Source organism: Actinocrinis sp. (assembly GCF_035946395.1).
In the GTDB taxonomy this organism is placed as follows: Bacteria; Actinomycetota; Actinomycetes; order Streptomycetales; family Catenulisporaceae; genus Actinocrinis.
Map to the genome: position 1 here is coordinate 1 of NZ_DASYZI010000010.1, position 21,235 is coordinate 21,235.

The 21,235-nt window shown below is 68.2% G+C and carries 19 protein-coding genes and 2 pseudogenes; 7 read left to right on the forward strand and 14 right to left on the reverse strand.

The window, feature by feature from the left end; genetic code table 11:
* The 3 genes and pseudogenes from VGS97_RS00860 to VGS97_RS00870 all read right to left on the reverse strand — a co-directional run.
* Positions 1–189, reverse strand: a pseudogene (locus VGS97_RS00860) (hypothetical protein); the annotation flags it as partial.
* Between the two features lie 527 nt (positions 190–716).
* Positions 717–1,436, reverse strand: a complete 720-nt coding sequence (locus tag VGS97_RS00865; protein ID WP_326851193.1) for a PIG-L deacetylase family protein — start codon at positions 1,434–1,436, stop codon at positions 717–719.
* A 369-nt stretch (positions 1,437–1,805) separates the two neighbouring features.
* On the reverse strand, positions 1,806–3,236 hold the full coding sequence (locus VGS97_RS00870) for a gamma-aminobutyraldehyde dehydrogenase (protein ID WP_326851194.1): 1,431 nt from the start codon (positions 3,234–3,236) through the stop codon (positions 1,806–1,808).
* A gap of 247 nt (positions 3,237–3,483) precedes the next feature.
* Here VGS97_RS00870 and VGS97_RS00875 point away from each other — a divergent pair, with 247 nt between their 5' ends.
* The 6 genes from VGS97_RS00875 (at position 3,484) to VGS97_RS00900 (ending at position 9,363) form a co-directional block, all read left to right on the forward strand.
* Complete coding sequence (locus tag VGS97_RS00875) at positions 3,484–3,954, forward strand: Lrp/AsnC family transcriptional regulator (RefSeq protein ID WP_414641612.1); 471 nt, start codon at positions 3,484–3,486, stop codon at positions 3,952–3,954.
* On the forward strand, positions 3,951–5,339 hold the full coding sequence (locus tag VGS97_RS00880; protein WP_326851195.1) for an aspartate aminotransferase family protein: 1,389 nt from the start codon (positions 3,951–3,953) through the stop codon (positions 5,337–5,339). Before VGS97_RS00875 ends, VGS97_RS00880 begins: the two co-directional genes overlap by 4 nt.
* Positions 5,340–5,424: 85 nt before the next feature.
* The gene (locus VGS97_RS00885; protein WP_326851196.1) at positions 5,425–6,093 is read left to right on the forward strand and encodes a pyridoxamine 5'-phosphate oxidase family protein; all 669 of its coding nucleotides are present in this window, start codon (positions 5,425–5,427) and stop codon (positions 6,091–6,093) included.
* Between the two features lie 69 nt (positions 6,094–6,162).
* A complete protein-coding gene (locus VGS97_RS00890) occupies positions 6,163–7,581 on the forward strand; it encodes an FAD-dependent oxidoreductase (RefSeq protein WP_326851197.1) in 1,419 nt (472 codons plus the stop codon).
* A 193-nt stretch (positions 7,582–7,774) separates the two neighbouring features.
* Entirely contained in the window at positions 7,775–8,638 is an 864-nt protein-coding gene (locus tag VGS97_RS00895; protein ID WP_326851198.1) for an ABC transporter ATP-binding protein, read from the forward strand.
* Positions 8,635–9,363 carry a hypothetical protein gene (locus tag VGS97_RS00900; RefSeq protein ID WP_326851199.1) on the forward strand — a complete coding sequence of 243 codons (729 nt, stop codon included), beginning with the start codon at positions 8,635–8,637 and terminating at the stop codon, positions 9,361–9,363. The genes VGS97_RS00895 and VGS97_RS00900 overlap by 4 nt, the downstream gene beginning before the upstream one ends.
* Here the strand turns inward: VGS97_RS00900 and VGS97_RS00905 are convergent.
* From VGS97_RS00905 to dprA, 11 genes and pseudogenes are all read right to left on the reverse strand, one after another.
* Positions 9,329–9,988, reverse strand: coding sequence for an HAD family hydrolase (locus tag VGS97_RS00905; RefSeq protein ID WP_326851200.1), 660 nt, complete (start codon positions 9,986–9,988; stop codon positions 9,329–9,331). The two genes, VGS97_RS00900 and VGS97_RS00905, sit on opposite strands and share 35 nt — an antisense overlap.
* 51 nt (positions 9,989–10,039) lie before the next feature.
* Complete coding sequence (rlmN, locus tag VGS97_RS00910) at positions 10,040–11,179, reverse strand: 23S rRNA (adenine(2503)-C(2))-methyltransferase RlmN (RefSeq protein WP_326851201.1); 1,140 nt, start codon at positions 11,177–11,179, stop codon at positions 10,040–10,042.
* A 34-nt stretch (positions 11,180–11,213) separates the two neighbouring features.
* Positions 11,214–12,047, reverse strand: coding sequence for a phosphatidate cytidylyltransferase (locus VGS97_RS00915; RefSeq protein ID WP_326851202.1), 834 nt, complete (start codon positions 12,045–12,047; stop codon positions 11,214–11,216).
* 257 nt (positions 12,048–12,304) lie between these two features.
* Positions 12,305–12,862 (reverse strand): ribosome recycling factor, encoded by a 558-nt coding sequence (gene frr / locus VGS97_RS00920; RefSeq protein WP_326851203.1) that lies wholly within the window; start codon positions 12,860–12,862, stop codon positions 12,305–12,307.
* A gap of 48 nt (positions 12,863–12,910) precedes the next feature.
* Complete coding sequence (gene pyrH, locus VGS97_RS00925; RefSeq protein WP_326851211.1) at positions 12,911–13,657, reverse strand: UMP kinase; 747 nt, start codon at positions 13,655–13,657, stop codon at positions 12,911–12,913.
* A 194-nt stretch (positions 13,658–13,851) separates the two neighbouring features.
* Positions 13,852–14,691 carry a translation elongation factor Ts gene (gene tsf / locus VGS97_RS00930; RefSeq protein WP_326851204.1) on the reverse strand — a complete coding sequence of 280 codons (840 nt, stop codon included), beginning with the start codon at positions 14,689–14,691 and terminating at the stop codon, positions 13,852–13,854.
* A gap of 711 nt (positions 14,692–15,402) precedes the next feature.
* The gene (rpsB, locus tag VGS97_RS00935; RefSeq protein WP_349261930.1) at positions 15,403–16,365 is read right to left on the reverse strand and encodes a 30S ribosomal protein S2; all 963 of its coding nucleotides are present in this window, start codon (positions 16,363–16,365) and stop codon (positions 15,403–15,405) included.
* Between the two features lie 455 nt (positions 16,366–16,820).
* The gene (locus tag VGS97_RS29355) at positions 16,821–17,372 is read right to left on the reverse strand and encodes a M23 family metallopeptidase (RefSeq protein ID WP_349261928.1); all 552 of its coding nucleotides are present in this window, start codon (positions 17,370–17,372) and stop codon (positions 16,821–16,823) included.
* 236 nt (positions 17,373–17,608) lie between these two features.
* Positions 17,609–18,199 (reverse strand): helix-turn-helix domain-containing protein, encoded by a 591-nt coding sequence (locus VGS97_RS00945; RefSeq protein ID WP_326851206.1) that lies wholly within the window; start codon positions 18,197–18,199, stop codon positions 17,609–17,611.
* Between the two features lie 172 nt (positions 18,200–18,371).
* Positions 18,372–19,193, reverse strand: a complete 822-nt coding sequence (gene whiG, locus VGS97_RS00950; protein ID WP_326851207.1) for an RNA polymerase sigma factor WhiG — start codon at positions 19,191–19,193, stop codon at positions 18,372–18,374.
* Positions 19,194–19,841: 648 nt separating this feature from the next.
* Positions 19,842–20,354: pseudogene (gene dprA / locus VGS97_RS29760) on the reverse strand (DNA-processing protein DprA); the annotation flags it as partial.
* Between the two features lie 321 nt (positions 20,355–20,675).
* Here dprA and VGS97_RS00960 point away from each other — a divergent pair.
* A complete protein-coding gene (locus VGS97_RS00960; protein ID WP_326851209.1) occupies positions 20,676–21,008 on the forward strand; it encodes a hypothetical protein in 333 nt (110 codons plus the stop codon).
* Positions 21,009–21,235 lie beyond the last annotated feature (227 nt).

Sequence of the window (21,235 nt, forward strand, 5' to 3'; positions counted from 1 at the left end):
GTGGGTGCGGTTGTAGTCGAACGAGAACTGGTCCATCACGAACTCGATGGTGTTGGAACCGACGCCGACCACGTCGAAGCCCCTGGGGCTAACCCCGCGTGGCGGATCGGCCAGGGCCGACGGGGCGGCCATGGTGACCGCGGTCGCGGCGACGGCCGCGCCCACGACCAGTTTGGACAGGATACGCATTCACGCCCTCCTAGTAGCGCAAACATTCGCCGGCATCGGTGAGCCCTCTTCGGTCACCCGTCCCGCCGGCGGCCCCAGTCTCTCCTGAGTCCGCCGAAGCCCGAAAGAAACACCAAGCATCGGAAAAATGATGTCTCAGCCCGATTTAGGTGAACGCAAGGTGTACGAACGGTAAGGGAACTTTCGTGGTCGGGTCATCACTGTCTGATGCGATGGGAGCCTGTCGACAAGAACACTGTGGTCAGAGCCGACGTCGGTGCGAGAGGGCAAGCGACGTTTCTGCTGCAGCCGCCTATCGTTAATGTTTTGGCTACCTTGCATTAACTATTTAGACAGCCTGCTGTTACCGGAATGTTTCCGGCGAGTGACCTGGGGATTTCGGTCCGCCGGGCCCTCGGTGGCCGCCGTCCGGCTGTGATCGGGGCATCTGCCCGGCCAAAGGCCGTGCCAGGCGCGAGGGCCGGCCTGCCGGCCCAAGCGGATGGCAGCGGGGGGTCCGGGGGGTGGTCCCCCGGGTCAACACGGCGTCAGCCGGTGTCGAGGACCTGGAATACCTCGGCCAGGCTGCCCTCGGGCAGCCCGCCCTGCGAGGCGGCCCGGGCCAGCCGCTCCCGCAGGAAATCCTCCAGACCGTCCCGGCCGGAGATCTGACTCACATGCGCGCGCAGCGCGGCGATCTTGCGCGGGAAGGTCTTGGTCACGTCGACGTAGTGCGTGGGCGTGGCGGTCCCGGCGATCCACACCTCGCGCACGGTCCAGGCCTCCAGGCCCTCGTCCGAGAGCAGCTCCGGGAACGCGAACGGGTTGCGCGCGTCCGGGTAGACGGCGTCCAGGGCGGCCGAGCCCACCGCGCGGTGATCGGGGTGGCTGATGCCGGGCCGGATGTAGTTGCGCTCGGGGGACGGGCAGACCACCCGGTCCGGGCGGATCTGCCTGATCACCCGGGCCAGGTCCCGGCGCAGGCCGAGGGTGGCCTCCACCCGCCCGTCCGGGTAGCCGAGGAACCGCACGTCGTGCACGCCGACCTGGCGGGCGGCCTCTTTCTGCTCGCTGCGCCGCAGCGCCGCCAGCTCGGCGGGCGACACGGTCGGGTCGCTGCCGCCGGCGTCGCCGTCGGTGACCAGGCAGTAGACGACCTCGATCCCGGCGTCGGTCCAGCGCGCCACGGTGCCCGCGGCGCCGAAATCCACGTCGTCGGGGTGGGCGTTGATCACGAGGATGCGACTGATCTCGGCGTCGTCCAGCACGTGAAGAGGGTATCTGCCCGGGGGGATAACCCCCGGACCCCCAGACCGGGGGGCTTCGCCCCCCAGGAGCCCCCCTGCCGTCTGCTCGGGCCAGCCTCCGGCCGGCCCTCGCAGGCGGCATACGCCGGCTAAGGCCTCACGGTGCTTTCCGCTATCGGGGCTTTCCCCTGCCGTCTGCTCGGGGCGGCCGGAGGCTGGCCCTCGCATACGGCGGGCGGCTGGGCGGGCCGCGGGCCAACCTGGAGGCGTTCACCGAGACGCAGTGGGTGACCGTACGGGGCGACCTGCCCGCGTACCCGTTCTAGGCCTTCCATCGATAACGGTACGGGTCCGGGCCTGCCCCGACCCGTACCGTTACCAATGGGTTTCTTAGTCGAGCGACGACATCACGTGCTTGACGCGGGTGTAGTCCTCGAATCCGTACATCGACAGGTCCTTGCCGTAGCCGGACTGCTTGAAGCCGCCGTGCGGCATCTCGGCCACCAGCGGGATGTGGGTGTTGATCCACACGCAGCCGAAGTCGAGGTCGCGGGAGCAGCGCAGCGCGCGGCTGTGGTCCTTGGTCCAGACCGAGGAGGCCAGGCCGTAGATCGTGGCGTTGGCGTGCTCAAGCGCGCCCTGCTCGTCGGCGAACCGCTCGACCGTGATCACCGGGCCGAAGACCTCGTTCTGGATGATCTCGTCGTCCAGCCTGAGGCCCGAGACGACGGTCGGCGCGTAGAAGTAGCCGCGCTCGCCGACGCGGTGGCCGCCGGTGGTGACCGTCGCGTGCCCGGGCAGCCGCTCGATGAACCCGTGCACGCGCGCGAGTTGGTCGGCGTTGTTCAGCGGGCCGTAGGCCACTTCCTCGTCGTCCGGCAGGCCGGTCTTGGTGGCCCTCGCCGCCTCGGTCAGCGCGCTGACGAACTCGTCGTGGATGGACTCGTGCACGAGCACGCGTGTCGCGGCCGTGCAGTCCTGGCCGGCGTTGAAGTATCCGGCCCCGGTGATGCCCTCGACCGCCGCGGCGATGTCCGCATCCTCGAACACGATGACCGGCGCCTTGCCGCCGAGCTCCAGGTGCACCCGCTTGACGTCCTTGGCCGCGGTCTGCGCGACCTCGACGCCCGCGCGGATCGAGCCGGTGATCGAGGCCATCGCCGGGATCGGGTGCTCGATCAGGGCACGGCCGGTGTCGCGATCGCCGCACACCACGTTGAACACGCCGGGCGGCAGGCACTCCTGCGCCACCTCGGCGAGCAGCACGGTGGACATCGGAGTGGTGTCGGAGGGCTTGAGCACGACGGTGTTGCCGGCCGCGATCGCGGGGGCCATCTTCCAGATCGCCATCATCAGCGGGTAGTTCCACGGAGCGACCTGCGCGCACACGCCGACCGGCTCGCGGCGGACGGTGGAGGTGTGTCCGTCCATGTACTCGCCGCTCGCCCGGCCTTCGAGCAGCCGCGCGGCGCCGGCGAAGAAGCGCAGCTGGTCCACGATCGGCACCAGTTCCTCGGTGGCGGTCAGCCCCAGCGGCTTGCCGGTGTTGCGGGACTCGACGGCGACGAACTCGGCGGACCGCACCTCGACGGCGTCGGCCAGTTTGAGCAACGCCTTCTGCCGCTCGGCCGGTGTCACGCGCCGCCACTGCTTGAACGCCTCGGCGGCGACCCGCATCGCCGCGTCCACATCGGCGGGCCCTGACACCGGCGCGTGCGCGATCACCTCCTCGGTGACCGGGTCGATGATCGGGCTGGTGCGTCCTTCTGCCGTGTCGACGGGCTTGCCGCCGACGATGTTGCGCAGCACGCGCGGCTCCATCGCGGACTCTCCTCGCAAATCCTTCGTGGGGACGGGACTTTCTCGACTCAGGTCAGAGTAGTCCGATACACCACGAAGAGCGATACTCGAAAACCAGGAAGACAAGGGAATCGGTGACTGACGGCGGCCGGAAAGACGAAATCCATCGGTTGAGCCTTGCCAAACGACGGGATCTGCACGCATGATGGGCAAGGTGTCGAACGAACCCAAGGGGCCGAACGAAGGCGCTGGGCACGGTCACGGCTTCATCCGGGGCAGGCGCCGCGTCCAGGCGAACCTGGACGACCTGTCGAAGGCCATCATCGAACAGCTTCAGCAGGACGGGCGCCGCCCCTACGCCACCATCGGCAAGGCGGTGGGCCTGTCCGAAGCCGCGGTGCGCCAGCGGGTGCAGAAGCTCCAGGACACCGGGGTGATCCAGATCGTCGCGGTCACCGATCCGCTGACCGTCGGCTTCAGCCGGCAGGCGATGATCGGCATCCGGTGCGAGGGTGACATCGAGCCGGTGGCGGCGGCGCTCTCGGCGATGCCCGAGGTCGACTACGTGGTGGCCACGGCCGGCGCGTTCGACCTGATGGCCGAGGTGGTGGCCGAGGACGACGACCAGCTGCTGGAAGTCATCAACAAGGGCATCCGGGCCATCCCGCAAGTGAGAAGCACGGAGAGCTTCGTGTACCTGAAACTGCACAAACAGACATACACGTGGGGAACGAGATGAGCACGAGCCGGTCCGCGGACCAATCCTCGGCATACGACCATCTGTGGATGCACTTCACCCGCATGTCCTCGTACCGGGACGCCCCCGTCCCGACGATCGCGCGCGGTGAAGGCGTCTACATCTACGACGTGAACGGCCGCCGGTACCTCGACGGCCTGGCCGGCCTGTTCGTGGTGCAGGCCGGGCACGGCCGCGCCGAACTGGCCGAGGCAGCCTACAAGCAGGCGCAGGAACTGGCGTTCTTCCCGATCTGGTCCTACGCGCACCCGAAGGCGGTGGAGCTGGCCGAGCGGCTGGCGAACTACGCGCCCGGCGACCTGAACAAGGTCTTCTTCACCACCGGCGGCGGCGAGGCGGTGGAGACCGCGTGGAAGCTGGCCAAGCAGTACTTCAAGCTGACCGGCAAGCCGACCAAGTACAAGGTGATCTCGCGAGCCGTCGCGTACCACGGCACCCCGCAGGGCGCCCTGTCGATCACCGGCCTGCCCGCGCTCAAGGCGCCGTTCGAGCCGCTGGTGCCGGGCGCGCACAAGGTGCCGAACACCAACTTCTACCGCGCCGCCGAGATCTCCGGGTTCGAGGCGCTGGGCAAGGACCCCGAGGCGTTCGGGCGCTGGGCCGCCGACCAGATCGAGCAGCAGATCCTGTTCGAGGGTCCCGATACGGTCGCGGCGGTCTTCCTCGAACCGGTGCAGAACGCGGGGGGCTGCTTCCCGCCCCCGCCCGGATACTTCCAGCGGGTGCGCGAGATCTGCGACAAGTACGACGTGCTGCTGGTCTCGGACGAGGTCATCTGCGCCTTCGGCCGGCTGGGCACCATGTTCGCCTGCGACAAGTTCGGCTACGTGCCCGACATGATCACCTGCGCGAAGGGCATGACCTCCGGCTACTCGCCGATCGGCGCGTGCGTCATCTCCGACCGGCTGGCCGCGCCGTTCTACGAGGCGGACAACACCTTCCTGCACGGCTACACCTTCGGCGGGCACCCCGTCTCGGCCGCGGTCGCGCTGGCGAACCTGGACATCTTCGAGCGCGAGGGACTGCCCAAGCACGTGCTGGACAGCGAAGGAGCGTTCCGCCGCACCCTGGAGAAGCTGCACGACCTGCCGATCGTCGGCGACGTGCGCGGCAACGGCTTCTTCTACGGGATCGAGCTGGTCAAGGACAAGACGACCAGGGAGACGCTCTCCGGCGAGGAGTGCGAGCGCGTGCTGTACGGCTTCCTGTCGAAGGCGCTGTTCGAGAACGGCCTGTACTGCCGCGCGGACGACCGCGGCGACCCGGTCGTGCAACTTTCCCCGCCGCTGATCGCCGATCAGGCCGTCTTCGACGAGATCGAGCAGATCCTGCGCTCGGTGCTCACCGAGGCGTGGAGTCTGCTGTAACCCCGAGGCGGCGCAAATGCGCATCGCATCCACGATCAATACGTCTGCGAATACCGTGTCCCCCGTGTATACGAACACTGCAACAATGGACGGCGCACGGCCGGTGAACCCGGGCTCGTCGCCGAGGACCCGTGTCCGGCGCTACCCCGAGCTCGCCGTCAAGGATCCCGAAGCGCTCTACCGGATCCTCGACGCGGGCCTCATGGCACACGTCGCCGTCACCGACGAAACCGGGCAGCCTTACGCGGTCCCGGTGGCGTACGCACGGCATGACGATACTGTGCTCTTTCACGGCTCGACCGCAAGCAGGCTGTTCCGGCTGTGCGCCGCCGGTTCGCCGGTCTGCTTCACCGTGACGCTGCTCGACGGCCTCGTGCTGGCCCGCTCGGCCTTCGAGTCCTCGATGAACTACCGCTCCGTGATGGTGCTCGGCCATTGCGGTGTGCTGCACGGCGCGGCGAAGCAGGCCGCGCTGGAGCAGATCAGCGAGCACCTGATGCCGGGCCGGTGGAAGGAGGTCCGGCAGCCCTCCGCGCAGGAGCTGCGGGCCACCGCGGTGCTCGAACTGCCGCTGGCGGAGTGCTCGGCGAAGGTCTCCGAAGGCGGCCCGGACGACAACGAGAGCGATCTCGGGCTGCCGGTCTGGGCCGGGCACGTGCCGCTCACCGAGTCCTGGAGCGAGCCCGTACCGGCCGACGGCCTGCCGGCCGAGTTCTCCACCGTCCCCGACTACATCCGCAGCTGGCGACGTTAGGACTCAGACTCACCCTTACGTCGCCACGCTCCACCCTCACAAACCCCACAGAACTGCGACGGCTCCACCGTGGAACCACCCCTGTCAGCACCGCTGTCAGAACCCCTGTCCTTCTGGCACGACTCGCTGCCCGAACCGATCACCCCGCGACCCGCGCTGTCGTCCGATCACAGTGTCGATTCAAACAGTGTCGACATCGCGATCGTCGGCGCCGGTTACACCGGCCTGTGGACGGCCTACTACCTCAAGAAGGCTGATCCCTCGCTGCGTATAGCCATCGTCGAGGCGCGGTTCGCCGGATTCGGTGCGTCGGGGCGCAACGGAGGCTGGTGCTCGGCGATCTTCCCGTCGAGCCTGTCGAAGGTCGCGAAGGTGGCGGGTTCGACGGACGCGGCGACCGCCTTGCAGCGGGCCCTCAACCGGACTGTGGACGAGGTCGGCCGCGTGGCCGCGGCCGAGGGGATCGACTGCCACTACGAAAAGGGCGGAACCGTCGTGCTGGCGCGCACCGCCGTGCAGTTGGAGCGGGCACGCGAGGAGGTCGAGGAGAGCCGTGCCTTCGGATTCGGCGATGCCGATCTGCGGCTGCTCTCGGCCGAGGAGGCGCGGCAGCACGCGAACGTGGCCGACGCGTTCGGCGGGACGTACACGCCGCACTGCGCGGCGATCCATCCGGCGCGGCTGGTGCGCGGCCTAGCGGACGTCGTCGAGCGAATGGGCGTCGCGATCTATGAGCAGACACCGGCGACTGCGATCGGCGACGGAGTCGTGACGACGACGCGCGGAACCCTGCGTGCGGAAATGGTGGTGCGGGCGACCGAGGGCTACACGGCGACGATCAAGGGCTTCAAGCGCGCGGTCGCGCCGGTCTACTCGCTGATGCTCGCCACCGAACCGCTGCCCGACGCGGTGTGGGAGCAGATCGGCCTGGCGCGACGGCAGACGTTCAGCGACTTCCGGCATTTGATCATCTACGGGCTGCGCACCGCCGATGGCCGCTTCGCCTTCGGCGGCCGTGGCGCGCCGTACCACTACGGCTCGTCGATCAAGCCCGAGTACGACCGTGAACCGCGCGTCCACGCCGAGCTCGGCCGTGTCCTGACCGAACTGTTCCCGGTACTCAGGGACGCGGGCGCGAAAGTCACGCACACCTGGGGCGGGGCGATCGGCGTGCCGCGCGACTGGTTCGCCTCGGTGGGCTTGGACCGCTCGGCCAAACTGGCTTGGGCGGGCGGTTACGTCGGCGATGGCGTCGGGGCGTCGAACCTCGCCGGGCGCACGCTCGCGGACCTGATACGAGGTGAGCGCACGGAGCTGACCGCACTGCCGTGGGTGGGGCACCGCTCGCGCCGGTGGGAGGTCGAACCGGCCCGCTGGCTGGGCGCGAACCTGGGCTTGCAGGTGATGGGGGCCGCGGACGCCGAGGAGGCCCGCACGGGACGCCGGTCGCGCCGCGCCGCGCTGTTCGGCCGCTTCCTGGGACACTGACCAGCCCACGGCCCGGCGGCCGGCCAGCGGTCACGCCTCGTGGAAGCCGGTACCACCAAGACAACTCATTGAAACAATGGTCATCCCGATAGTTCCGGAGACAGGCTCAGTCAAGGCCCGACAACTCGTCAGATCGGATGAAATCAGCCGGATCGCCGACGAGCGCCACGCCGGTTCAGGGGACAGTACTGGCATGAGCCTTCCATCCGACAATCCCATGCTGGACGCCCGCGGCCTGGTGTTCCCCGCTGACGGGTCGGTCCTGAACCAGGTCGGCCTGGCGGTTGGCGAAGGCGAGACGGTCGCGGTACTCGGCGCCCAGGGAGCCGGCAAGTCGGCCCTCATGTCCTGCCTGTCCGGGGAGAGCATCGCAGCCGCGGGCACCTTGTGGACGAACGGAAAGCCGATCCACCTGCTGTCCCCGGAGCGGCGGCGCGCTTTCCGGCTGCGGCACTACGGGCTCGTGCATCAGAGCACGGTTTTCCTGCCCGAGCTCACCCTCGCGCAGGCTACCGGGCTGCCGCTGCGTTTCGCCGGGGTCGGCCAGCGAGCGGCGGCGCAGCGTGCGCACACCTGGCTGACCCGCTTCGAAATCGAGGGCGCGGCCCACCTGCGCCCGCCGGAACTACCCGGCGAAGCAGAGTCTGCCAATTCGCTGTCCGCCAATTCGCTGCCCGCCGAAACACCACCTACCGGAATACTGCCTACCGGAATACTGCCCGCCGAAACGCTGCGCCGGGCGGCACTGGCCCGCGCGATGGTCAACGAACCACTGGTGCTCTTCGCCGATGAGCCGTTCATCGGACTGTCCGACGAGAGCACCGACACGACGATGCGGATCCTGCGTTCGGTGGCCCGCTCGCACGGGACCGCGGTGATCGTGTTCACACGCGATACGCGGACCGCCACACGCTGCGAGCGGATCGTGCACTTGGTCGCCGGTCGCACCGCCGCCGAGCCGGTCCCGGTCGCCACTGCCACGCCCGTGCGTCCCCCCGGATTCCCGGTCGCGACGTCCAGCGGCGCAAAGCCGAGTCCTGCGCGAGTCGCCCGATGAACACGAACGGAACGCTCGTCGCGGCCGACGGCTACTTCGAACCGCGCGAAACGGCGTGGTTCCGGACCCGGCTCGCGCTGCGGCTGGCCGTGCCGGTGGAGCGGGGCGCTCGGGTGGCAGCGCTGAAGCTCGCCGCGTCGGCCGCGCTCGCCGCGCCACCAGTCACAATCGTGCTGATCGCTCCGATGGCGACGCTGACGCTCGGCAGCGTTACCGGTCTCCTCGCCGCCGGGCTACCCGGCTTTGCGGCGACCGCGTGGACCGCGGCCGGTCTGCGGGAATCCCGGCTGCTCGCGACACGCGGGCTGCGTCAAGCCGGAGCCGAGCAGCGGACCGCGTGGCTGATCGGCGCCGCGCGCCTCTGCCTGTTCGCCGGAATCGGCGCCCTGGCCGGCAGCGCGCTCGTCGCACTCACGCACGCGACGCTCGGGGCCGCGGTGCCCGACTACTCGCCGCTACACCGCATGTTCGCAGCCAACGCACTCACGTGGCTGCCGGCCATCACAGTGACCACTACTCTCGCCGCCGTCGGTGCACTGCTCGCGAGTTCGCCGCTGTGGGAACAGATCGACTGGAGCCGATTCGCCAGAGGACTGAATGTCAGAGCGTTAAACGCAAGAACGCTGCACGTCAGAACGCTGAACGTCAGAACGGCGCGCCTCGACATGCCGCGCTTCAAAACACCACTCTTCAGAGCGATGCGACGATCGCGACCGCCTCACTGAGCGTGTCCGCCACCGGCACGCCGACCTTCTCCAACATTGTGCGGCTCGATGATCCGCCGGTGTACAGCACAGCGGTCGCACCGACGTGGAAAGCCGCATACGCGTCGTCGGCGCAGTCGCCGATCAGCGCGATCTGATCCGGCGCCAGATCGGGCTGATGGATCTGCACCTGCTCCAGATGCCTGACGAGATACTTCGCCTTCGGGCCGAAATCGAGCTCGTCCGGGCGTCCGTCGATCCGGCCGAACTTGGTGTGCAGGTCAAACTCGCCGGTCAGCCGCAGCAGGTCGTCGTGACCGAACATGGACAGCAGCGACTGCGAGCGCGGCAACCACGTGTCCATAGCGGTCAGCGCGTCATCGAACAGTTCACATTCGCGCATGTGGGAGAAGTAGTGCTTGGCGAAGGCGGCCTCCAGCGCCGGCCACTGCGCGACCGGGATCGGAAAGCCGACGAGCGCGGCGTAGAAGTCCTCCATCGGCCGCTGGTAGAGGTCCTTGTACTGCTCGTTCGTGATCTGGCGGTCCACGCCGATCGCGGCCAGCGAGGCGTTCGTGGCCGTGACGATCAGCTCCTGATCGTCGAACAGCGTGCCGTTCCAGTCCCACACGATGTGCCTGATCAACGCGCTACCCCCACCATCAGACGAGTCGAGCCCCGGCCTCATGCCCCTGTTTCATGCCTCGATCGCGGCCAACTGCCCGCAGGCGCCGTCGATCTCACGACCCCGAGTATCGCGCACGGTGACCGGGACGCCGTAGGCCTCCAGGGTCTGCACGAAGGCGTCCTCGTCCTCGGGACGCGAAGCGGTCCACTTGGAGCCGGGCGTCGGGTTGAGCGGGATGAGATTGACGTGCACGAGCTTTCCGCGCAGCCGCTTGCCGAGCAGGTCCGCGCGCCATGTCTGGTCATTGATGCCACGGATCAGCGCATACTCGATGGAGACCCGGCGCTTTGTGACGTGCGCATATTCCCAGGCCGCGCCGAGTACCTCGCCGATCCGCCACCGCGTGTTGACCGGGACGAGCTCGTCGCGAAGGTCGTCGTCCGGGGCGTGCAGCGAGACGGCGAGCGTGACGTTGAGCTGTTCGGCCGTCAGCTTCTCGATCGCCGGAACCAGGCCGACGGTGGAGACCGTGATGTGCCGCTGCGACAGGCCGAGGCCATCCGGCTCCGGATCGGTCAACCGCCGCACCGCGCCGAGCACCGCGTTGTAGTTCGCCAACGGCTCGCCCATGCCCATGAACACGACGTTCGAGACCCGCCCGGGTCCGCCTGGCACCTCGTCGCGGGCCAGTTCGCGCGCACCGGCCACGACCTGCTCGACGATCTCGGCGGTGGACAGGTTACGAGTCAGCCCGGCTTGGCCGGTAGCGCAGAACGGGCAGTTCATCCCGCAGCCGGCCTGCGAGGAGACGCACATCGTCACCCGGTCCGGGTAACGCATGAGGACCGATTCGACGAGCGCGCCGTCGTGCAGGCGCCACAGCGTCTTGCGCGTCGTGCCGCCGTCGCATGTGATCTCCCGTACCGGGGTCATCAGGCGGGGGAAGAGCGCGCCGTGCAGCGTCTCCCGCTGCGCGAGGGGCACGTCAGTCCACTGCGACGGATCGTCGACCAGCCGGCTGAAGTAGTGCTTGGACAGCTGCGCGGCGCGGAATCCGGGCAGCCCGGCCTGGACGACCGCGGCCTTGCGCTCGGCCGGGGCCAGGTCGGCCAGATGGCGCGGCGGCTTGCCGCGGCGCGGGGCCTCGAAGAGGAGTTGCCCCGGCTCGGGGCGCGTGCCGGCCGGGGCGGGCAGATCCTGCGTGCTCATGATCTGCCCATTGTCCCACGCCCGGCGAGGCGCCTTACTTGACCGGCACGAAGAGCGCGAGCAGCAGCCAGACGACCGGGGCCGTGGGCAGCAGCGAGTCGAGCCGGTCCATGATGCCGCCGTGGCCGGGCAGCAGGTTGCCCATGTCCTTGATGCCGAGGTCGCGCTTGATCATCGACTCGCACAGGTCGCCGAGGGTCGCGCTGGCCACCACCGCCGCGCCGACCACCGCGCCCTGCCAGGCCTGCCCGTGCAGCATCGTGACCATCGTGATCGCGCCGCCGGCGGCCGTGGTGAGCACCGAGCCGGCCAGTCCCTCCCAGGACTTCTTCGGCGAGATCGAGGGCGCCATCGGGTGCCGACCGATCAGCACGCCGGTCGCGTAGCCGCCGGTGTCGTTGCAGGCCGTCAGGATGAAGAAGATCAGCACTCGCTGCGCGCCGTGGTCGGCGGCGGACATCAGCACGGAGAAGCTGGCGAGGAACGGGACGTACACGGCCGAGAGCACTCCGGCACTCGAATCGCGCAGGTAGCCCTCCGCCGGGTCGGCCAGCCGCCAGACCACCACGGCCACGATGGTCAGCGCCAGCGCCGCGGCCAGCGCGCCCTCGCCGCTGTAGTACGCGGCGACGAGCATCCCGACGCCGCCGACGGCGACCGGGATCAGCGGGAAGCGGATGCCGCGCTCCTGGAAGGCGATCGACAGCTCGCGCACGCCGAGCACGGCCGTCACCGTGACCAGCGCCAGGAAGGCCGGCTTGAACAGCAGCAGCGACACGATGATCGCGGCGCCGAGCGCCACGCCGACGCCGATCGCCGCGGGGAGGTTCCGCCCGGCCCGGCCGTTGACTCGACCGGTCGGCGCCACGGGCTGCTCCCTCCGCTTCACGGCGCTGGTCATCTGCGCGGCCTTTCCCCGAACCGGATCCCGGATCGGATCCTCCGTCAGCGGATGACGGTACCCGATCTGCGCGGTCAGAGCGGCGTCGGGCGCGGTGGCGCGTGGCGCAGCAGGGGGCGGACGGTCGGACGCGGAAGCGTCGTCGTGACCGTCATGTCCGTCGCGGCCCGCATGGCCGCGACGTGAGCGGCTGGTCGTGTGCACTCTCGTCAGACCTCAGACCCTCAGACTTCGAGGAGCTCCGATTCCTTGTGCTTGAGCGCCTCGTCGATCTGCGCGGTGTGCTTGGCGGTGAACCCGTCGAGCTCCTTCTCCGCGCGCTTGCCCTCGTCCTCGCCGACGTCGCCGTCCTTGATCAGCTTGTCGATGGCCTCCTTGGCGTGCCGCCGGATGTTGCGCACGGAGATCTTGGCGTCCTCCGCCTTGGTGCGGGCCACCTTGATGTACTCCTTGCGGCGTTCCTCGGTCAGCTGCGGGAAGACCACCCGGATGACGTTGCCGTCGTTGCTCGGGTTCACGCCGAGGTCGGAGTCGCGGATCGCCTTCTCGACCGCGTTCAGCGAGCTCTTGTCGTAGGGCGTGATCACGGCCATACGCGCCTCGGGCGCCTGGATCGACGCGAGCTGGGGCACGGGCGTCGGGGTGCCGTAGTAGTCCACGGTGATCTTGTTGAACATGCCCGGAGTGGCGCGGCCCGTGCGGATCCCGGAGAAGTCCTCCTTGGCCACCGTCACGGCCTTGTCCATCTTGTCCTCGGCCTCGAGGAGGGTTTCGTCGATCACTTCACGGCTCCTTGTCCGCCCACGGCTGGGAAGTCTCAAACAGACAAACTACTGCGCAGACCCGCCGTCTTCACGGCTGACCAGCGTACCGATCTTCGCGCCGGACACCGCGCGGGTGATATTGCCGTCATAGAGCCCGAAAACCACGATCGGCATGTCGTTGTCATTACACAGCGAGACGGCGGTGGAGTCGGCGACCTTCAGCCCCCGGTTGAGCAATTCGCGATGCGTCATCGTGTCGAACTTGACCGCGTCCGGGTTGGACTTCGGATCCGCGTCGTAGACGCCGTCCACGCCCTGCTTGGCCATCAGCACCACTTCGGCACCGATCTCCAGCGCACGTTGCGCGGCGGTCGTGTCCGTGGTGAAGAACGGCATTCCGGCGCCGGCCCCGAAGATCACCACGCGCCCCTTCTCCAGGTGTCTGATGGCTTTGCGCGGAATATAGGGCTCCGCGATCTGCGCCATGGTGATCGCCGTCTGCACCCGGGTCTCTATGCCCTGTTTCTCCAGGAAGTCCTGTAGGGCAAGGCAGTTCATCACGGTGCCGAGCATGCCCATGTAGTCGCCGCGGGCCTGCTCCATGCCGCGGTTCTTGAGCTCCGCGCCGCGGAAGAAGTTCCCGCCGCCGACCACGATCGCCACCTGGGTGCCGGTCTGCCGCACCGCCGCCGCGATCTCCCGGGCGATGGACTGCACGACGTCGGGGTCGACGCCGACCTTCCCGCCGCCGAACACCTCGCCGGACAGTTTCAGCACGACCCGCTTGTACCAACCGTGCTCCCCCGGGGGCACGGCGAAGGCCGCAGCCGGGTCGGTCTCTTGATGGATACCAGCCACGACTGCGGCCTCCTCTTGCTCTTGCTCGCTTGTGGGGCTTGTCGTCGTCGAGTCTCGCCGACCCGCCGAAACGACACGCCGTGAGCCACCGCGAAGACGTCCCCAGCCCGCCACGACCGGGAAGCGTCCTGCGCGACGTGGCGTCCGCCTTATGCTCCCACCCGGAAGCGCGCGAACGCCTCCAGGGTCACTGCGGCCTCGTCGAGCACCTTCTGGACCGTCTTCTTCGGGTCCTTGGCGAAGGCCTGCTCCACCACGACGTTCTCCTTGAAGAAGCCGTTGACCCGGCCCTCGACGATCTTCGGCAGCGCGGCCTCGGGCTTGCCCTCCTCGCGCGAGGTCTCCTCGGCCAGCCGGCGCTCGTTCTCGACCACCTCGGCCGGAACGCTCGCGCGGGAGAGGTAGGTCGGGGCGAAGGCGGCGATGTGCTGCGCGACGTCCTTGGCGACCTCTACGTTCTCCTTGTCGAGCTGCACGAGGACGCCGACCTGCGCGGGCAGGTCCGGCGAGGTCTTGTGCAGGTACGCGGCGACGTATCCGCCCGAGAGCACGGCGAAGCGGCGCAGCTCGATCTTCTCGCCGAGCGTGGCGTTGGCCTCGTCCACGAACTCCTGGACGGTCTTGCCCGACTCCGGGAACTGCGAGGCGAGCAGCGCCGGGATCTCGGCCGGGCCGGTGGCCGCGGCGTGCGCCAGCAACTCGGCCGCGAGCTGCTGGAACCGCTCGCCCTTGGCCACGAAGTCGGTCTCGCAGTTCAGTTCGAGCAGGGTGCCCCTGCCGTTGCCCTCCTCAAGGCGCACGGTGACCAGGCCGTTGCTGGCCGAGCGACCCTCGCGCTTGGTGACGCCCTTCAGACCCTTGATCCTCAAGTACTCCACCGCCTTCTCGAAGTCCCCGTCGGTCTCTTCGAGCGCCTTCTTGCAGTCCATCATCCCGGCGGCGGTCTGCTCGCGCAGCCGCTTCACGTCCGCCATGGTGTAGTTCGCCATGCTGCCAGTCCCTCGCTAGACGCCCGCGCGCACCGACCGCCCCGATTCAGCGGCCCTCACGGCGGGCTGGTGTGTGTAGTGGTCTCGTGGTGATCTCGTGACGTCTCAACCGCGACCGGGAAACCGGGACGCACGCCAGGGCATTCCCTGCCCGCGCCCCGACCCAGCCGCATGCCCGCGCCCCGATCCGCCGACCGGATCGGCTCTCACCGACCCGATCCCCGGTACCGAGCGCGGGCTCACAGTAGAAGTGGACACGCGCGGCAAGCGCAGCCAGTAGCCCGACCGATCAGCTGAACCAACCCGCTAGCCCGGCCCGCAGACCGATCCGCCGGACAGACCCGCCAGGCCAACCCTCCGACCCGCCGCGCCGCCGACCGACCCACTGGCCTGCCGACCGCTCAACCGACCAGTCCGCCGACCCGCCAGACCAACAGGCCCGCCAGCCGCACCGTTCGACCGCCAACTGCCAACTGCCAACTGCCAACCGGCGACCGGCAACCGGCAACCGGCAACCGGCAACCGGCAACCGGCGACCGGCGACCGGCGACCGGCGACCGGCGACCGGCGACCGGCGACCGGACAGTACGCCTATCCGCCAGACCGATCCACTGAATCGACCCGCCATTCCGCCGGACCAATCCGCCAGTCGACCGGACAGCAACCCACCGGCCTGCCTACCGAACCGCGCGCGTCACGCCTCAGCGGCGATCACGCCTCCGCAGCGTCCGCACTCTCGCCAGTCTCGCCCGCCGCGTCGGCAGCGTCGGCTGCATCGACAGCAGCAGTCGTTGCCTCAGCCGCAACGGAGGTATCGGACACCGCGGCAGACTCCTCGGCCTCGACTCCGACTCCGGTGGCCACGGCCACGGTCCCAGCCGTCGCGCCATCGCCAGACAGCAGCTCCTGCTCCCATGCAGCAAGCGGCTCACCAGAGCCGACCCCAGGCGTGGCGGCGCCTTCACTCGCCGCGGCGGCCGCGCCAGAGCGGGCGATCAGCCCCTCGGCCACCGCGTCCGCGACCACCCGGGTAAGCAGTGCCACCGAGCGGATGGCGTCGTCGTTGCCGGGGATCTTGTAGTCGACCTCGTCCGGGTCGCAGTTGGTGTCCAGGATCGCCACCACCGGAATGCGCAGCTTGCGCGCCTCGCCGACGGCGATGTGTTCCTTCTTGGTGTCCACGATCCACACCGCGGACGGCACCTTCTGCATGTCCCGGATGCCGCCGAGGGTCTTGTCGAGCTTGTCCTTCTCCCTGCGCAGGACCAACAGTTCCTTCTTCGTCATGCCGGAGCCGGCCACGTCGTCGAAGTCGATCTCCTCAAGCTCCTTGAGCCGCTGGAGCCGCTTGTGCACGGTGGAGAAGTTTGTGAGCATGCCGCCGAGCCAGCGCTGGTTGACGTAGGGCATGCCGACCCGGGTCGCCTGCTCGGCGACGGCTTCCTGCGCCTGCTTCTTGGTGCCGACGAACAGAACCGTGCCGCCGTGCGCGACCGTGGCCTTGATGAACTCGTAGGCACGGTCGATGTACGACAGGGACTGCTGTAGGTCGATGATGTAGATGCCGTTGCGCTCGGTGAAGATGTAGCGCTTCATCTTCGGGTTCCAGCGCCGGGTCTGGTGCCCGAAGTGCACGCCGCTCTCCAGGAGCTGACGCATGGTGACGACGGCCATGGCCGTGTCCTCCTCGATCTCGTCCGGTTCAAGCGCGCGACCGGGACGGCCGCGCTCCTGGTGCCCGGCCGGACAGCCGCGCCGCCACACCGCCAAGCAAGGCGGATGAAGCGGACCGGACGGCCGTCGCGTTGGAGACATCCGCCGATCCGCCGAGAGCCGGTACCGTGCACGAGGCCAGGTCCGGAGTTCGTCAGGCAATCGATCAGGCGGGCGTCCCGTCTCCGGGCACGCGAAGTCGACCCGCAGTGGCGGATCGTCTGGCAAGCTTACCCGCTCCCGGCGTGAGCGCCGCTCACATTAAGCGCGACCGCCGCTGACACTGATGGCGCTGATGGCACTGAGCGCAGCAACAGCCAGGCGACCGACCAACCGCATGGTGAGCTATCGGACCGCTGGTGCCAGGACAACCGCACTGCTGGACGACCGCACCGCTCGGCAGCTCGGCAGCTGGATCAGCCTACGGGCTCAAGCCTCAGCCTTATCCGCCCGACCAGCAACAGCGGATCGTAATACCGCACACCATGCCCGTGCCCAGCGATCAAACCCCAGTGCAGGCATGCGCGTGAAGGGCAGTGCCCAGCCGCCAACGTGCCGATCGGAGTCCCCGCGACGACCACGTCGCCCACATGAACGAAGGCGCGCACCGGCTCGTACGTCGTCCGAACGCCATGGTGCTCGATCACCACGACTCCCTGGCCGAACAGCGCCCCGGCGAATGTCACCGTGCCAGGTCCAGCCGCAAGCACTCGTGTCGCACCACGTGCGTCAAGGTCTACACCGCGGTGACCTGACAGCCATCGATGCATCGGTGGGTCGAACGGCCGCACAACGGTCGGCGGTGAGCCTCCCCCGCCGACCAGCGGCCATTGCCAAACCGACCTGCCAGTTTCCGAGGCACTCGCTGACGTCCTGAACGACATGTGAGCAGCATCCAGCGTCACATGTGAAATCCCTGGCAGGGAGGCCGCCGAGAGCAATATCGAGAGCAACATGAGGATCTTCATGCTCTAAGCATGGCGCAAATCCGGGATCGCCGCCCGAGTTTTCAATCCACCTGTGGATAACTCGCGCCGCGAATAGCTCTTGCCCCGCCAGACCGGAAAACTAGAATCCACGTTCGACGCAGGAGCACCAAATGACGCCGGGTCGCGAAGTACTGTCGCCGAGTGCTACTGGTGCTGCTCTCGGTGCGGATGTGAAATGTCGGGCGCTCCGATTATCCGACGATCCGATTTCTCGGCTATCTGGCACGGCGCTGGCCACGCACGCCGAAAAGCACGAGCGTGAGTGCGCTCTCGATGAGAGCGGCAGGGTCGGCGCCCGCGTCGATCCGCTTCGCCGCACCGTCTACCGCGCCTTGCAGCACGGCGGCGGTCGCCCGAGGGTCCGGGTGGCCGAGCCGACGCAACGCGCCAACGACGAGATCGACGAGCATGCCGTGAGCCGCGCGGATCCGCTCCCTCGCCTGCCCGTCGAGTTCGAGTACGGACAGCGCGAGCAGACCCCGATGTCCCGGCTGGGCGACGAGTTCCAGTTGCCGTCGCACATACGCCGCGATCTGCCGTTCCGGGGTCGGTTGCGCCAGCATCACACCCCTGATGTCGGCAACCGCCGCCGGGAAGTCCTCGACCGCCAGCGCTTCGACGACATCGGCGCGGGACTTGAAGTACTCGTACACCGAGGAGCGTGCCAGCCCGGCCCGTTCGGCTAGAGCGGCGAAGGTGAGCGCGGCCATTCCGCCGTCGGCGAGAAGGTCCCGGGCCGCGTCCAGGAGCGCCGTGCGCTGCATCGTGCGATGCTCGGCGACGGTCGGAGCCTTGATCCTGGGCACGGGTCCAGATTAGTCGAGTGCGTCCCCCGTGAGAGGGTGTTACGCGCGGTTGGGTAATGGTCGGACGTTCGAATGTGCAGTGCATGTTCGAACGTGTGCGATGCATTTGGATCGCGTGGCATGCGGACGACGTTTTCCACTGCAATAACCACTCCCGCAGGACGGCCGGACGCTACCTCAGTTCGGCCAGTCGCGTGCGCAACGTCAGCACAGCCTTCGCGTGAATCTGGCACACCCTGCTCTCAGTGACGCCGAGCACTTGACCGATCTCGGCAAGCGTCATGCCCTCGAAGTAGTAGAGGGTGACCACCGTCTTCTCACGATCGGGCAAGGTGTTGACCGCGCGGGCCAGCAGGTGCCGGGTCTCCCGGTTCTCGTAGGCCTCGACCGGATCGTCGGCGCTCAGGTCTTCGAGCGTCTCGACCAGGCTGAGCCGGTCACCGTCGCCGGTGGACAGCGTCAGTACCTCGTCAAGTGCCAGCACATTGATGAGGGAGAGGCGGGAGAAGATGTGGTGCAGTTCGGCGAGCGTGATGCCCATCTCGTCCGCGATCTGCCGCTCGGTCGGCGTACGGCCGAGCCTGTGTTCGAGCCGAACCGAGGCCTGCTCGATTTCCCGGGCCTTCTGCCGCAGCGAGCGCGGGATCCAGTCCAGAGCGCGCAGTTCGTCGATGATCGCGCCACGGATCCGGTTGATCGCGTAGGTCTCGAACTTGATCGACCGGTCGGGTTCGAACCGTTCGATCGCGTCGATCAGCCCGAAGATGCCGTAGGAAACGAAGTCGGCTTGATCCACCGTGCCCGACAGGCCGACCGAGACCCGTCCGGCGACGAACTTCACCAGCGGCGAGTAATGCAGGATGAGCCGCTCCCGCAGCCGCTGGTCACCAGTGGCCTTGAACTCGGCCCACAGCGCGTCGAGTGCTGCGAGCGGTCGCGCCGCCACGTCGGGCTCGTCGAAGACGGTCTCATGGACCTGGCTGTTCCTGGACATCACTCGCCTTGATCCACTCAACCACACTTTCCTTCTCAAGCCGCGATCCTGCGTAAGCACAGCCTCAGCCGTAAGCCGAGCGTAGCGTAATCACATCGATCTCCACGGTAACCGGAAACGCGCCCGCTCGATCAGGTGAGAACCGTGGCGATGCGTATGCAGGCCGTCGGAGGTGAGCGCGCGATCAGACCGGATGTGCCAGGTTCTCGCCCACCACCAGGTCAGATGGAAGAAATAACTTCCCATCAGCCGACTGCTCCGGTTCCAGCGTGTGCCGACCTCGACGGGTTGTCACGCGGCGGCTCGTGATCACTCGGGCATGGCCAGCAGCCAACCACCCCCTGCCCGTACTGCCCGACCGACGGCGGCGAGTCGACCCAAGGCAGCGAAGACCGCATCCGGCGGCAGCCCCGCAGTGCGGGCGATGGTAAGCACGTCGACACCGGCGGGAGCACGCGCCGACGGAAGTGCCTCGGCGACGAGTTCCTCGATCGGATCGCCCGGCTCGGTTGGTCTGGAGGATTCAGGACGAGCGGGGGAACCCGTGGCAGTTCCAGTCCGGTCCGCTCCGGATCGCATCTTAGGCCTCGTGGTCTCATGCACTTGCTTGTGCGCTATCAGTGACGCTGTGGTCAGGCTCGAACAGGCCTCGCGGACCTCCGAGGCTCCGGTCACCAATGTGGCGCCGTCGCGGATCAGCTCATGGGTTCCGACGGATTGATCGGATGTGACGGGGCCCGGGAGAGCCATGACGACACGTCCAAGTTCGGCGGCGAGCCGCGCCGTGACCAGCGACCCGCTGCGTCGGGCCGCCTCCACCACGAGGGTGCCGACCCCGAGTGCGGCGATGATCCGATTCCGATGCAGAAATCTGAACCTGGTCGGCGACGCACCGGGAGGTAGTTCGGAAAGCACTGCACCGCGCTCGGCGACCGCTCGCAGCAACATCTCGTGGACGCGCGGGTACACGCGGTCGATGCCGCAGGCGAGCACGGCCACCGTCGGCCCGTCGACGGCGAGCGCCCCGCGATGAGCCGCCGCATCGATCCCCAACGCCGCCCCGGAGACGACCGTGAGCCCTGCCGAGGCCAGATCCGACCCGATCGTTCCGGCGACGTAGGAGCCGTAGCCGGTGCAGGCCCTTGTGCCGACGACCGACACCATGGTGACCATAGCGGTTAGGTCGGCTAAAGAGGCTGAGCCTACCGGCAGGGCTGAGTTCGCCCACGGATTCGGGTCGGCCGACGGCACTGGGACGGCAAACGGGGACGGGCCAGCGCCAGCAGACGGGGCCGGGTTGGCTAGCGGGGACAGATCGGCCGACGGCGTCGAGTTGGCAAACGGAGTCCGGTCGGCTGATGGGGACGGGTTGGCAAATGGCGGGTTGGCTGGCGAGGGTGAGTTGGTTGTCGTGGCCTGGTTTGGCGGCCAGCGGCCTACGGCCCAGATCCCGATCGGGCGTAGCTCGCCGAGGTCGTCGAGTTGGCGAGGCCAGTCCTCGTCGTCGGGAACGATGAAGCGCGCGCCGACAGATTCGGCGGCGGCGATGCCCGCCTCGACCTGGCCCGGCTTAAGCCGGAATCGCAGACCGGTGCAGCGATCGACGAGCCGCTCGCGACGGGTCGGGTCAGGGTCGAGGTCGGCGAGTCGATCGGCGTGGATCGCGGCGAGGACCTGCTCTGGGGTGTGGTGCGCCAGAAGACGGCCGATGAGCGGGTCGGCGGGTTCGACGGCGTGATTCAACGCAAGTCGTGCGAGTCGGTCGGATTCCGGCGCGGTGGTGGAGGAACCATCCAGAGAAGAAGGGTCAGGTAGGTGTGGGCTAAGCAGGTGTGAGCCAGGCAGGTGTGGGTCGGGCTGCGCTGAGACGGGCTGGTCTGTATCCGGGGTGTCGGGTGATGCGGAGCGGTTGGGCATGGTCGTGCTCTCACGATCAGGGTGCTGAGAGTGTTGGGAAGGCTGGTTCAGCGGCGGATTGGTGCGTCAGCGTGGAAGTGGTCAGCCGTGGGGCTGGCCAGTCAATGTGAAGTTGGTCGGCCAGC

Excerpts from the sequence above, each read along its gene's own strand:
- whiG (WP_326851207.1), bottom strand. The coding sequence starts at position 19,193 with ATGTCCAGGAACAGCCAGGTCCATGAGACCGTCTTCGACGAGCCCGAC.
- rpsB (WP_349261930.1), bottom strand. The coding sequence starts at position 16,365 with ATGGCCGTCGTCACCATGCGTCAGCTCCTGGAGAGCGGCGTGCACTTC.
- VGS97_RS00870 (WP_326851194.1), bottom strand. The coding sequence starts at position 3,236 with ATGGAGCCGCGCGTGCTGCGCAACATCGTCGGCGGCAAGCCCGTCGAC.
- rlmN (WP_326851201.1), bottom strand. The coding sequence starts at position 11,179 with ATGAGCACGCAGGATCTGCCCGCCCCGGCCGGCACGCGCCCCGAGCCG.
- VGS97_RS00895 (WP_326851198.1), top strand. The coding sequence starts at position 7,775 with ATGAGCCTTCCATCCGACAATCCCATGCTGGACGCCCGCGGCCTGGTG.
- tsf (WP_326851204.1), bottom strand. The coding sequence starts at position 14,691 with ATGGCGAACTACACCATGGCGGACGTGAAGCGGCTGCGCGAGCAGACC.
- VGS97_RS00880 (WP_326851195.1), top strand. The coding sequence starts at position 3,951 with ATGAGCACGAGCCGGTCCGCGGACCAATCCTCGGCATACGACCATCTG.
- VGS97_RS00885 (WP_326851196.1), top strand. The coding sequence starts at position 5,425 with ATGGACGGCGCACGGCCGGTGAACCCGGGCTCGTCGCCGAGGACCCGT.
- VGS97_RS00900 (WP_326851199.1), top strand. The coding sequence starts at position 8,635 with ATGAACACGAACGGAACGCTCGTCGCGGCCGACGGCTACTTCGAACCG.
- VGS97_RS29355 (WP_349261928.1), bottom strand. The coding sequence starts at position 17,372 with ATGAAGATCCTCATGTTGCTCTCGATATTGCTCTCGGCGGCCTCCCTG.